Origin of the sequence: Aquimarina sp. MMG015, assembly GCF_018100855.1 — a bacterium.
Lineage (GTDB): Bacteria > Bacteroidota > Bacteroidia > Flavobacteriales > Flavobacteriaceae > Aquimarina > Aquimarina latercula.
Genome location: NZ_JAGJEB010000019.1, coordinates 20,344 through 33,470, shown reverse-complemented (window position 1 = coordinate 33,470; position 13,127 = coordinate 20,344). Strand labels below are relative to the sequence as shown.

The following is a 13,127-nucleotide window of genomic DNA, read 5'->3' as shown; positions in this document are numbered from 1 at the left end:
AGTACTAGTACGGGTATGATTTTACTTTTTAACTAATAATTCTTTTCTACTACTTATATTTAACTTGCTGTAAATATTAGAGATATGAGTTTTTACTGTATTAATACTAATAAATAATTCATTAGCAATTTCCTTATTACTCTTTCCAGATATAATTAACTCCTTGATAGTGTTTTCTTGATTGCTTAATACTGTTATAGGAGTACTATTTCCTTTTTTTCGTTTTCTTATAATTAAAAAGATAAGTGTTAGTATAATTAACCCAGCAATCCCATTTAAGAACATACTTAAAGAATATTTTTTTTCGGTAATTCTTTTATCAACTAAAGAAAGCTTGTTCTCAAGATATATAAATAAAGAAGGATCAATTTCGCTAGATTTTAATTCTTTTAATAAGCTGTTATAATATGCAGTATTTTCTTTGATGTCTCTTTCTAGTAATTTTTTATCATCAAGTTTTTTAATACTGATTAATTTTACCAATAGTATTTGTAAAGAGTCTTTTATATATCCTTTTGTCCTCAGTAAGTATTCTTCAGTATCAAAGTTATCGTGTAAACTTTCAAATTTAGATTCAAATTTCTTTAACTGTTGCCATTCTTTATCAGCTTGGTTATTGGTAGAATAACTTGAAAATAATGTTTCTCCTTTTTCGAAATGAATAGAATCATTTTTTGATAAAATAAATAACTTTGAATTTTTAACTAATTCTTTATTTTTTGATTCTGATATAGGGTTGAGGTGGATTTTGTATATATGATCAGTAGTATTAAACCATTTTTGATCAAAAGCGAAGTATCCTTTTTCAGAAATATCTGATGACGCTATTGGAGTATATGTATAGCTGTTATTACTTTCATTTAATTCTACCTTACTTAGATGTACTTCTTGTTCCCAATCTTTTGGGTTTTCTATATGTAAATAGCCTGACACGATTTCTTGTCCATTCGTATTAAAACCAATGCAGAGTATTAATATGAAAAGATAAATTTTAGTTCTCATTTTGTCTTATTATCTTAATAGAAAAGAGTGATGTTGTAAAAATAATAAAATATGTAATACATATATAGATCAGAAATAAAAACCGCTTCTACTGATTAGACAGTGAAGCGGTGTTATAATCTATATTCTAAAAACGTTAGTGTTTCTACAACTACTTTATCATATCAAAACTACGTTTGATGAATTCAGTTAATTCTTCACCTTTTAGTAAATTTTGAGAAAGTCTTGCTAAGTCAAGAGATTGCTTGATTAGGCGTTCTTTCTTTTTATCAGTTTTAGTGTCCTTTATTTCACTAATTAAATCATGATTAGTATTTACTATAAGGTTGTACATCTCCGGCATATTACCAAACATGTTCATTCCACCACCTCCAGTTTGTTGCATCTCTTTCATACGACGCATAAATTCTGGTTGTGTAATCATAAACGGCGAAGCATTACTATCCATAGCTTCTAACTGTACTGTATACTTTTCAGCAGGAATAACCTTTTCCAAATCAGCCTTCAGGCTATCTTTTTCTTCATCAGATAATTTAGAGATAGTTTCTTCATCTTTTTTGATCAAATTATCAATATGATCACCATCTACACGAACAAAAGAAATATTCTCTTTGCTAGTTTCTAATTTTTGGATCAAATGAGAAACGATAGGAGAGTCTAGTAATAATACCTCATATCCTTTATCTTTTGCAGCCGATATGTACGCATGTTGCTCATCTTTGTCAGATGCATATAAGACTACTAACTTATTATCCTTGTCTGTTTGACTATCTTTAATTTTCTCTTGTAATTCATCAAAAGTGAAAAAAGTATCATCAACAGTAGGATATAATGCAAATTTGTCTGCTTTTTCAAAGAATTTGTCTTCAGAAAGCATTCCGTATTCTATAACTACTTTGATGTCATTCCATTTCTTTTCAAAATCTTCTCTATCATTTTTGAATAAAGAATTTAATTTGTCTGCTACCTTACGAGTAATGTAACTAGAAATCTTTTTTACAGCGCCATCAGCTTGTAGATATGATCTAGAAACGTTTAGAGGAATATCAGGAGAATCAATAACACCACGAAGCATCGTAAGGAATTCAGGAACGATACCTTCTACGTTATCCGTCACAAATACCTGATTTTGGTATAATTGAATTCTATCCTTCTGCATATTCATATCCTGACCAAGCTTAGGGAAATATAAAATCCCAGTAAGGTTAAATGGATAATCGACGTTAAGGTGAATATTAAATAAAGGTTCCTCGAACTGCATTGGATACAACTCTCTGTAGAATCCTTTATAATCTTCATCTTTTAATTCAGAAGGTTGTTTTGTCCAGGCTGGACTTGGATTGTTAATAATGTTGTCAACTTCTTCTGTAGGTGCAGGATCTTCTTCTTTTGCTCCTTCTGGTTTTGGTAAAGTCTCTGTTTTAGTTCCAAACTTAATCGGAACAGGCATAAACTTATTATATTTCACCAATAATTCACTGATTCTATTCTCTTCAAGAAACTCTGTATCTTCCTCTCCAATATGAAGTATAATTTCAGTACCTCTTTCGGTTTTGTCGTGAGCTTCTATAGTATAGGTAGGAGAACCATCGCAAGTCCAATGAGCAGCTGGTTCATCCTTAAAAGACTTAGTAATGATTTCTACTTTTTCCGCAACCATAAACGCAGAGTAGAAACCAAGTCCAAAATGTCCTATTATACCAGAATCTTTGGCACTGTCTTTATACTTTTCTAAAAACTCTTCAGCGCCAGAAAAAGCAACTTGATTGATATATTTTTCAACTTCTTCGGCTGTCATACCGATTCCTTGATCAATAATATGTAATCGTTTATTTTCTTTATCTACTTTAACTTCAATCCTAGGATTACCATATTCTACTTTGGCTTCTCCTATATTAGTTAAGTGCTTTAATTTTAGCGTAGCATCTGTTGCGTTAGATATTAATTCTCTTAAAAAGATCTCATGATCCGAATACAAGAATTTTTTAATCAAAGGAAAAATGTTTTCTACCGATACATTAATACTTCCTGTTGCCATTTTTTTATGTTTTAGTTTTAATTATCACTATTGTGATTCTCTATAGTCAAAAAAAATACCAATTATATTTTGCTGACAAACTGACATTGAAATAAAATTGTGAATACAAAAACGTAAGTATATTAATACAATTTCGTCTATTAAAAAGAAAGGGAATTAAGTTTCATTTTTTATGAAACAACTTTAACAATTTTTTTGTTCAAGTTTTTTCTAAAAAAGTTAAACAATGATTATCTTTACTCTGTAAAATGAGAATTATGGCAGCATCTAATAAGAAACAAACTGTAGATAGTCAGTATGTTATAACAAAGTATATGAACTATGTACTCGAACATGATATGTACCCTAAATCGGTATATAAATTTTGTAAAGAGTCAAAAATTAAGGAAGAAGAGTTTTATGAGTTTTTTGGTAGTTTAGATAGTGTAAATAAAGGAATTTGGAATACTTTTTTTAGTACTACTATAGATGCTATGAATGGAAATGAAGAATATGATTCTTTATCGAGTAAGGATAAAATGCTAACATTTTTCTTTACTTTTTTTGAATTACTAACGCTAAATAGAAGCTACGTTCTTTTAGTTTTGAAATATCATGAAATGCCGCTTAAAAATTTAGGGCAATTAAAAAGTTTGCGAAATCATATTAAAAGTTTTGCAAAGGAATTAATTGAGGTTGATAATGATGATAAAATGTTTAGGATAGCCAAAAATCCGGTGTCTATATATTCAGAGGGAGCTTGGTTACAATTTTTATTTCTATTAAAATTCTGGATGCAAGATGAATCTCCAGGATTCGAAAAAACGGATGTTGCTATAGAAAAATCGGTACATACAATTTTCGATTTATTCGATAATACACCTTTGAGTAGTGTGTTGGATTTTGGAAAGTTTCTATGGAAAGAAAAAACGATGTGGAACTAGATGTTTTAGAGTAAATTAAAGAATAGAAGAGGAATATGAAGACAATTGATAAAATACCTACATCAAAAATTGGACGAACTACCGAACTTGTAAAGACAGGAGTTAAAGTAGGTGGTAATTATCTAAAATATTATAGTAAAAAAGCGGTAAACCCTAATATTACAAGAGATCAATTAAATGAGAGTAATGCCGCTGATATCTATGATGGGTTAAAAAATTTAAAAGGTAGCGCGTTGAAAGTTGCGCAAATGCTTTCAATGGAAAAAAATATTTTACCAAGTGCGTATGTGGAGAAATTTTCGTTAGCACAGTTTAGCGTTCCTCCATTATCTGCGCCACTGGTAAGAAAAACATTTAAGAAATATCACGGAAAATATCCGGAAGAATTATATGATACGTTTGCAACTCAATCTGTTAATGCTGCCAGTATCGGACAGGTACATAAGGCATCTAAAGACGGGAAAAAACTTGCTGTGAAAATTCAATATCCTGGAGTTGCAGACAGTATAAGTTCTGATCTGGCGATGGTAAAGCCCATCGCCATCAGAATGTTTAATTTAAAAGGGAAAGATTCTGATAAATATTTTCAGGAATTAGAAGGTAAGCTACTAGAAGAAACCGATTACGTTTTAGAAGTACAGCAAAGCAAGGATATTACTGGTTCTTGTTCGCGGATTCCTAATTTAAGGTTCCCGAATTATTATGAAAATTTATCCAGTAAGCGGATCATCACTATGGATTGGATGGATGGTGTTCACTTAAGCGAATTTGCAAAAGAAAATAATGATCAAGAAAAAGCTGACAAAATTGGACAAGCACTTTGGGATTTTTATATGTATCAAATGCATGTACTGAAAGCCGTGCACGCCGATCCTCATCCAGGGAATTTTCTTGTAGATAAAGACGATAATTTAATAGCAATCGATTTCGGTTGTGTTAAAAAAGTTCCTTTAGAGTTTTATACTCCATATTTTGAGTTAGCTGATAAAGAAAATATCGAAAACCCCGATTTTTTTGCTCTAAAGATGTTCGAACTGGAAATACTCCGAGAAGATGATTCGGCAGAAGAGAAAGCATTTTTCTCGGAGTTGTTCTATGAAATGCTTAGTCTATTCACTAAACCTTTTAATGAAGAGGTTTTTGATTTTGCGGATGAAGATTTTTGGAATAAAATAACAGATTTAAGTGAAAAATATTCTAAAGATACAGAGTTAAGAAAGATGAATGGTAATAGAGGAAGTAAGCATTTTTTGTATATCAATAGAACATTTTTCGGTTTATACAATTTATTGCACGATCTCAAGTCGACGATTCGTGTTAAAAATTTTGAAAATTACCTTTAGTCGGTCAATCGACTGACTTTGGTTTGTTTATTTATTGGTTAGGTTGTTAGAAAGGCATGCTGTGGTTGGCGTGCCTTTCGTTTTTTTTGGTATAAGATCAAGAATGATTCTGATATTTTTATAAAAAAAACCGGAAGCTATGGGGTTAGCTCCCGGAAAACACCTTTTAAAATTAAATTTGATGATTGTGTGTTAAGTTTAATTCAAAGATATTTTTTTGGTTGGGGACAAATTAAATCCGGAGGCTTATTATTTAATAATAGAAAACCTCCGGTAAAACGACAATACTAAATAACCCGCTGTGCACTTTAAAACACCAAAATAAAGTATTGCGTTTGTGATTTTTTAAAACCGGGAACTATTATCTAGTTCCCGGAACCAATTCTGTGAAATATTGAAAATTGAGGCTGCTATCTTAACTAACAGATTTTCAGGGTTTACTAGATTGGTTTTTCTGTGTGTTATATATTAATGAATCATTATATGTGTTTTTAATCTTCTCTTAGTTTATTCTTAAAAAACTTGAAGAATGATGTAGACAATAAGTAAGACGATTATTAAGGCAATTAAGAATAAAGAGGTTTTGGTTAATACACGATGGAATTTATCAAATCTATTCATGATACATTCCATAGGATTGAATCCAGTGATTCCTGATTAAAATGGAATTGGATTTGCCTAAATAAAGATGGTAAAACTTTAATATAGTTTTCATAGTTTATGATTTAGAGTTGGTTGCTCTTTTTGAATTTTTACTATGATAACAGCCTCGGGTCAAATGTAGGAATTACACTTCGATAATAAATATGGTTTTACTTTAATTAAAATATGGTTTTAGCGTACTGTTATGTTTTTTAAATATTTTAATCACCTTTAATTAAGTTATTTAATGTGTAAAATTAACGATATTTTATATTTAATTTAACAAATAGTATTATGGGTTCAAACGGGGATTTTAACATTTTATAAACTCTTTTGTCGATATATCGCACTATTTGAAAGAAAGTAGTTTTGTGTTTCACAAGAGGTGTGAACTTTATTTCAAATTTTTAATGAGGGATTTTTCCAATGTTAGTATTATGATATGAAGTGTTTTATTAATTATCCTATTAGAAGCTAAAAATTATTTAATTTGTTTTTCTGTTTTTTTAGAAAAAGATAATTGAAGGTTGTTATTGATATACGTTTGTAGATTTTATTAGTCATTAGTCGAAAAAAGTGACTTTTCTAAAAAGTTTTCGCTCTTCTCAGATATTTTAAATCAGTAGTTTTAATCATGATGATTCTTAATATTAGTTCTGTTTAAAATACTAATAGTTATTGTTTTAAAACAAGAAAATAGTTTAATATGAATACACATTCTATATTTCAAAATGATTTAAAGGAAACTTTGGAGTATGCATTTTCGGTATATTTAGTTCAATCTTCCAATGCTATTTATATAGATTTAGATGAAGAGGATGCTAATGTTTCTTATGTTTTATATAATAAAGAAGGGCAAATTATAAAATCAAAAAATAATTTGTCTAGGAGATATAAATTGTCTTTAAGTCCTTTTCCTTCAGGAATGTATAGGGTTGAGGTTACTGATAATGTGAATAAAATATCGAAAGAAATATTAAAGTTTTGACTATTCTTTTTTGTGTTAGGTTTTGTCAATAAACATATTATTTCTTGAGGCTACTTTTGATATATAAATGGAGAATATGGTGATTTTATTATGCGTGCATACAATAAGACTGCAGTTTCTTTTATCAAAAACATAAGAATACATATCTTGCTCTGCAGTTTTTTAGCAACTATAGTATTTAGCTATTATTGCACACAATACACACTCAATATTAAAAATATATGTATACTTCAAAAGTAACAGGATTAGGGAGCTATGTTCCTGAGAATGTTGTAACTAATGACGATCTTTCTAAAGTAATGGATACCAATGATGCTTGGATTCAGGAACGAACTGGAATAAAAGAAAGACGACATATCAAAAAAGGGGATGGAAATAGTACTTCTGTAATGGGAGTAAAAGCAGCTAAAATAGCTTTAGAAAGAGCAAAGTTGTCAAAAGATGATATTGATCTAATTATTTTTGCGACACTTAGTCCTGATATGTACTTTCCTGGAGGTGGAGTAAGAGTTCAGGATATGATGGATATGGGAACTGTACCGGCCTTAGATGTTCGTAATCAGTGTAGCGGATTTGTGTATGCATTATCTGTGGCTGATCAATTTATCAAAACAGGAATGTATAAAAATGTTTTGATTATAGGAAGTGAGAATCATAGTGGGGGATTGGATATGACTACTAGAGGTAGAGGAGTTTCTGTTATATTTGGTGATGGAGCAGGAGCAATGGTTTTATCTAGAAATGAAAAAGATGATGGAAGTGGTGTATTATCTACCCACTTACATAGTGAAGGAGCTCATGCTAAAGAACTTTCGTTAGAAGGTCCTAGTACTGATCATTGGGTACCAGAAATCATCGCAGAGAATGATCAAGAGAACATTCCTTATTATCCATATATGAATGGGCAATTCGTGTTTAAAAATGCAGTAGTTCGTTTTTCTGAAGTTATCAATGAAGGCTTACAGGAAAATAATCTTACTCCTTTGGATATTAATATGTTAATTCCACATCAGGCAAATCTCAGAATATCTCAGTTTGTTCAAAAACAGTTTAAATTATCTGATGACAAGGTTTATAATAATATTCAAAGATATGGAAATACTACTGCCGCTTCAATTCCAATTGCGTTAACCGAAGCTTGGGAAGAAGGTAAAATTAAAGAAGGTGATCTTGTAGTGTTAGCAGCTTTTGGAAGTGGATTTACTTGGGGGAGTGCTATTATTAAATGGTAGTATTATAAGGAAATATATAAAGTAAAAATCGCGAAACATCGTTTCGCGATTTTTTATATGTACTTGGGTTATTTTTTTTTAAAGGCTAATTCAAATAATTTATAACCAAATGGTACTACTATAATAGACGTAACAAATTGGATAGTGTTACAAAAACAGTATGTTTTTTACGAATATTTAACTAACCAACGTTTTTTTTAATTAATACTTAAATTTAACAAATATTATAGATATATTTTATGAATTTAACATATTAATTGATTGATTTAGAGGATTCCACCGCCACTTTTTTCATTTTTGTCTCTTCTCTTCCTTGAGACTTTTCTGTTTTTTCCACTACCAAAACGATAAGATAATCCAAGAAATATTGTTTGTGTCTCTCCTTGGAATTGTCCATTTTGTTCGAAAGGAAAATCACCTGAGAATCTAAAACGCATAGTGTTAAAAATATCATTGAAGTTTATACTTGCCGTTCCTTTCCCTTGTAAGAAATTGTATCTAGCACCAGTATTAATAAAATAGAAAGGTTTTGTCTTAAATTGGATACCTTCCTGTTCTCCGCGATAAAATCCGAATATTTGAAAAGTAAGGTTTTTGGTAGCTTTAAAATTATTATTCATTCTAAAATTATAGACAACAGCATCAACTTCACTAGCGACTTGTACAATCTCATCCATTCCATTTACTTCTACAATATCTTCCACAATTCCTTTTTGTGTTTGTGCGTATAAATCAAAACTAGCATTAAAATTCCACCATTTAGTAGGACGATAATTACTTGAAATTTCTATTCCATACGCAGAGTTATTGTCAAAATTTTCAAAAGTAAGTATCTGACCTTCTTCTACAGTTGGATCAGCTAGTAAGGTTTGATTAATTTCATCATTAATTAGACGATAAAATGTACCTGCTGTAATTGAGCCTCCAGTCAATTTACGTGTATAATTTAATTCGATTGAATTTGTAAATTGTGGATCTAATTCAGGGTTTCCTCTAGAAGTAATCCTTGGTGTACTCCATTCCCTTATAGGATTTACTTGATTAAGACCAGGACGATCCACTCGTCTACTATAACTTAATTGGTAACTGTTTTTTTCTCCAGGTGTATACGTTAAATATGCAGAAGGATATATTGTGAAAATATCATCTTCAAATACTTTTTCATTATTAAAAATTGCTTCTACTTGATAGTTTTCTAACCTAGCTCCCAATTGATATGACCACTTTTCATAATTTTTGCCATAAGTAGCATATATAGCGTGAATATCTCTATCATAACGATATTTAGAATCATCAAAAAGTGTAGAGCGATATTCATTGTCTGTACGTCTTAATCGCCCCTCATATCCTAGTTCTAATTTAGCTTTTTCTGATAAGGGATTTACATAATCAAGATTGATTGTTGTATTTGTTCTTTCATTGTCTAATATGTCATCATAATTGGGAGTTAATCCTCCTGCAAAATTAAAGTCATCATTGCTGTCACCTTCAAAAACATTATAATCAACTTCTAATTCTATATTATGCCCTTCTTTTTTAAAATCATGCTTATAATCAAAATTATAAGTAGATCCTAAATTGTCACTTTTATTAATTAGATCCTGAAAAATGTTATTTTCTGGGTTGTCAAAAAACAAAATGTCGGTGGTTCCAATAGTTTTCCCATCAAATATGTTTTGATTGGTGTATAATGATATGGTGTTTTTTTCATTTATATAATAATCAAAACCTACTTTGAATAAATGTGATTTGTTATTATCCTGAAAACGGAAATCGGTTCTATAATTTTGGTCACCTCTAAATACAAACCCTTGATTTAGATTTTTTGTAATATTTGCACCATAATTTCCATAGACATTTATTTTTCCACTTCGGTAATTTAGGTCTATAGAACTGTTAAATCTAGCATTTTTATCCCAGTTTACTCCAAGATTTATGTTTCCATTAAATCCAATATTAGCGTTTTTACGCAATACAATGTTGATGATTCCACTCATACCTTCTGGGTTATATTTAGCAGACGGATTCGTTATAAGTTCAACTGATTTAATAGAGGTTGATGGTATTTGTTTCAATAATTGAGTTGGCGAGATATTTGTTGGCTTGCCATCAATTAAAACTTGAACATTTGGGTTACCACGTAGTGCTATATTACCATCTTGATCTACGTTTACAGATGGGATGTTTTGCATTATTTCTGCTGCGGTACCACCAGTAGTAGTTAGATCTTTTCCGATGTTAATTACTTTTCGATCTATTTTTTGTTCAATGGTTGTACGTTCAGCTATAATAGTTACGTCATCTAAAGCTTGTGCCTCTTCTTCTAATGAAACAGTGCCAACATTAATGTTTTTACTTTTCTTAGAAATTTCGATAGGTTGACTATGACTTTTATATCCTATGAACTGTATTTTTAAAATGTAATTTCCGTTGGGGATATCTGTAATTGAAAATGTGCCATCTTCTGTAGTGATACCTCCGCTGATTAATTTGTCAGCGCCGTCATTAATTATAATAGTCGCGTACGGTATAGGTTGGTTAAGATTTTTGTCAATTACTTTTCCTGAGATTGTTCCTAGTATTACATTATTACTGGGTTGCGCTATGACAAGAGAAAAGCAAAATAATAAAAATAATAAAATTGCTTTTTGGCCTGCCTGTTGGCTAGGTGGATTGATTGTTTTCATTTCGAACGTTTATTTGATTGATAATTATGCTAAGCATTGTACTTTGTATTGCATAATACAAAAGCATTTGTTTTCCCTGTTTTAAACACGTTGATTAATCGTGTGTTTGATATATGACGATTCATTCTAAATTCTGTTACACTAATATTTTTTTTTAACAATAAATTATATAACCAAAAACCGCCCCTTTATTAGGGGCGGTCTTCTTATAATAATCAAATAGTAACACTAACCATCAACTATGAATAAAATTTGATTATTAAGTAACTAACTAACTAACTAAATTTATGAAAAATCATATTTCTTTACCTATAAGACGTGAGTGGTAAGACTTATGTTACACCTGTTTTTTGTTTTTAACATTTTAGCCTTTATTTTTAACTTTTAATGGATAGATTAACTTTATTTTGCAATCAAATTAATACATATGACATCCAAAAAAACTTTAGTATTAGGTGCTTCTTTAAAATCCAATCGATATTCCAATTTGGCAATAAATAAGCTGGTGCGTTTTAATCATGATGTTATAGCAATTGGATTGCGTGAAGGGGAAGTATCAGAAGTTCAAATTGAAACAGATTTAGTAGATTTCGAAAATGTTGATACAGTTACTTTATATTTAAATCCTACCCGTCAGGAACAATACTATAAATATATAGTGGGCCTTAATCCAAAAAGAGTCATTTTTAATCCAGGAACTGAAAACCCAGAGTTTTATAAGATTTTAAGACAAGCGAATATAGATATAGAAGTAGCTTGTACTTTGGTGTTACTTTCTACGAATCAGTATTAGTCCTAGAAATGTAAGTAATCCATTGAGCGGAAGTAATTCATAACCGATTTTATAACCACCAATGAATTCAGAAGGTATTTTCCATACTCCAATAATAATTAGAACAGATATTAAAGCTACAATCCACGTGTATTTATCTTTGATTTTATAATTAGTAAAAATTCCGAATGCGAATAAACCTAGAAGTGGACCATAAGTAAAAGTAGCTACGGTTAGTAAATTACTGATTACATTTTCCGTTAATACATGTTTAAAAACTATAATCACGATGATTAACAAGGCACTCATGGCAATATGAGTTTTTTTTCGAATCGCTACTTGATTTTGCTTTTCTTTTTTCTCGATACCTAAAAAGTCTACACAGAAAGAAGTTGTTAGTGATGTTAGAGCACTATCTGCGCTACTGTATGCAGCAGCAACTAATCCAAGTATAAATGCAATAGCTAATACGATGCCTAATCCGCCATTAATTGCGATTTCTGGAAACAACAAATCTGTTTTTACATTTCCATCTACAACTGGGGTGGCAATATTAAATTGATCAGCATATATGAATAATAAAGCACCTAGTAAAAGAAAAATAAAGTTGACCACAATCAATACAAAACTAAAAGAAACCATGTTTTTCTGTGCTTCTTTTAAGTTACGACAGGTTAGATTTTTTTGCATCATATCTTGGTCTAATCCAGTCATACAGATGGCAATAAACATACCACCAATAAATGACTTGAAAAAATGATTCTTTTCTAAAAAGCTATCGAAGAAAAATATTTTATCATAATTTTTTAATTCCTCTGAAGAGAGAAATTCTGAAAAAGACCATCCTATTTGATTATTAATATAATAGATTGCGGTTCCTAAGGCGATTAACATAAATAATGTCTGTAACGTATCAGTCCAAACGATTGTTTTTATCCCTCCTCTAAAGGTATATATCCAGATTAATAGTATAGAAAGTATAACGGTAATTTCGAAAGGTACATTCCATTCGTCAAAAATATATTGTTGTAATACAATTGCCACAAGATAGAGTCTGAAAGAAGCACCTAAAACTCTAGATATAAAGAAAAAGAAAGCTCCTGTTTTATAACTTACTACTCCAAATCTTTCTTCTAGATATTGATAAATAGAGGTGACGTTTAACTTATAGTAAATTGGCATTAAGATATATGCAATAACAAAATTACCAACCAGATATCCAAAAACTATCTGCATATAGCTAAACTGTGCCCCTTCAACCCATCCAGGAACAGAAATAAATGTAACTCCACTTAATGAAGCACCGATCATACCAAAAGCAACTACGTACCAAGGAGATTGTTTATTCGCTTTAAAAAAGGCTTCGTTTCCCGAACTTTTTCCTGTGAAATATGAAATTAAAAGTAATACACCAAAGTAAGCGGCGATTAAAAGTAGAATATGTATGGGTTGCATATAAAAATTCGAATTAGTAAAACACCAAAATACGAATTAATATTT

At 30.3% G+C, this 13,127-nt stretch carries 9 protein-coding genes; 5 read left to right on the top strand and 4 right to left on the bottom strand.

Annotated features, from left to right (window positions below; all coding sequences use genetic code 11):
• Window positions 1-21: 21 nt before the first annotated feature.
• Window positions 22-1,002: a response regulator transcription factor gene (locus J8L88_RS22725; protein ID WP_211061960.1), complete on the bottom strand. Its 981-nt coding sequence runs from the start codon at window positions 1,000-1,002 to the stop codon at window positions 22-24.
• A gap of 151 nt (window positions 1,003-1,153) precedes the next feature.
• On the bottom strand, window positions 1,154-3,040 hold the full coding sequence (gene htpG, locus J8L88_RS22720; RefSeq protein ID WP_027392334.1) for a molecular chaperone HtpG: 1,887 nt from the start codon (window positions 3,038-3,040) through the stop codon (window positions 1,154-1,156).
• A 257-nt stretch (window positions 3,041-3,297) separates the two neighbouring features.
• Between htpG and J8L88_RS22715 the strand changes: the two genes are divergently transcribed.
• The 4 genes from J8L88_RS22715 (at window position 3,298) to J8L88_RS22700 (ending at window position 8,168) form a co-directional block, all read left to right on the top strand.
• Window positions 3,298-3,963 carry a TetR family transcriptional regulator C-terminal domain-containing protein gene (locus J8L88_RS22715; protein WP_211061959.1) on the top strand — a complete coding sequence of 222 codons (666 nt, stop codon included), beginning with the start codon at window positions 3,298-3,300 and terminating at the stop codon, window positions 3,961-3,963.
• A 35-nt stretch (window positions 3,964-3,998) separates the two neighbouring features.
• Complete coding sequence (locus J8L88_RS22710) at window positions 3,999-5,306, top strand: AarF/ABC1/UbiB kinase family protein (protein WP_211061958.1); 1,308 nt, start codon at window positions 3,999-4,001, stop codon at window positions 5,304-5,306.
• 1,348 nt (window positions 5,307-6,654) lie between these two features.
• Window positions 6,655-6,936 carry a T9SS type A sorting domain-containing protein gene (locus J8L88_RS22705; RefSeq protein WP_027392331.1) on the top strand — a complete coding sequence of 94 codons (282 nt, stop codon included), beginning with the start codon at window positions 6,655-6,657 and terminating at the stop codon, window positions 6,934-6,936.
• A 221-nt stretch (window positions 6,937-7,157) separates the two neighbouring features.
• Window positions 7,158-8,168 carry a 3-oxoacyl-ACP synthase III family protein gene (locus tag J8L88_RS22700; protein ID WP_027392330.1) on the top strand — a complete coding sequence of 337 codons (1,011 nt, stop codon included), beginning with the start codon at window positions 7,158-7,160 and terminating at the stop codon, window positions 8,166-8,168.
• A gap of 266 nt (window positions 8,169-8,434) precedes the next feature.
• Here the strand turns inward: J8L88_RS22700 and J8L88_RS22695 are convergent, their stop codons facing one another.
• Window positions 8,435-10,855: a TonB-dependent receptor domain-containing protein gene (locus J8L88_RS22695; protein ID WP_051336025.1), complete on the bottom strand. Its 2,421-nt coding sequence runs from the start codon at window positions 10,853-10,855 to the stop codon at window positions 8,435-8,437.
• A gap of 427 nt (window positions 10,856-11,282) precedes the next feature.
• Here J8L88_RS22695 and J8L88_RS22690 point away from each other — a divergent pair, with 427 nt between their 5' ends.
• The gene (locus J8L88_RS22690) at window positions 11,283-11,648 is read left to right on the top strand and encodes a CoA-binding protein (protein ID WP_211061957.1); all 366 of its coding nucleotides are present in this window, start codon (window positions 11,283-11,285) and stop codon (window positions 11,646-11,648) included.
• Here J8L88_RS22690 and J8L88_RS22685 read toward each other — a convergent pair.
• The gene (locus J8L88_RS22685; protein WP_118389652.1) at window positions 11,625-13,082 is read right to left on the bottom strand and encodes a sodium:solute symporter; all 1,458 of its coding nucleotides are present in this window, start codon (window positions 13,080-13,082) and stop codon (window positions 11,625-11,627) included. The genes J8L88_RS22690 and J8L88_RS22685 overlap by 24 nt on opposite strands.
• Window positions 13,083-13,127: the final 45 nt, after the last annotated feature.

Bases quoted from the DNA above. Each gene is read 5' to 3' on its own strand.
- J8L88_RS22725 (WP_211061960.1), bottom strand. From the start codon at position 1,002: ATGAGAACTAAAATTTATCTTTTCATATTAATACTCTGCATTGGTTTT.
- htpG (WP_027392334.1), bottom strand. From the start codon at position 3,040: ATGGCAACAGGAAGTATTAATGTATCGGTAGAAAACATTTTTCCTTTG.
- J8L88_RS22715 (WP_211061959.1), top strand. From the start codon at position 3,298: ATGGCAGCATCTAATAAGAAACAAACTGTAGATAGTCAGTATGTTATA.
- J8L88_RS22710 (WP_211061958.1), top strand. From the start codon at position 3,999: ATGAAGACAATTGATAAAATACCTACATCAAAAATTGGACGAACTACC.
- J8L88_RS22705 (WP_027392331.1), top strand. From the start codon at position 6,655: ATGAATACACATTCTATATTTCAAAATGATTTAAAGGAAACTTTGGAG.
- J8L88_RS22700 (WP_027392330.1), top strand. From the start codon at position 7,158: ATGTATACTTCAAAAGTAACAGGATTAGGGAGCTATGTTCCTGAGAAT.
- J8L88_RS22695 (WP_051336025.1), bottom strand. From the start codon at position 10,855: ATGAAAACAATCAATCCACCTAGCCAACAGGCAGGCCAAAAAGCAATT.
- J8L88_RS22690 (WP_211061957.1), top strand. From the start codon at position 11,283: ATGACATCCAAAAAAACTTTAGTATTAGGTGCTTCTTTAAAATCCAAT.
- J8L88_RS22685 (WP_118389652.1), bottom strand. From the start codon at position 13,082: ATGCAACCCATACATATTCTACTTTTAATCGCCGCTTACTTTGGTGTA.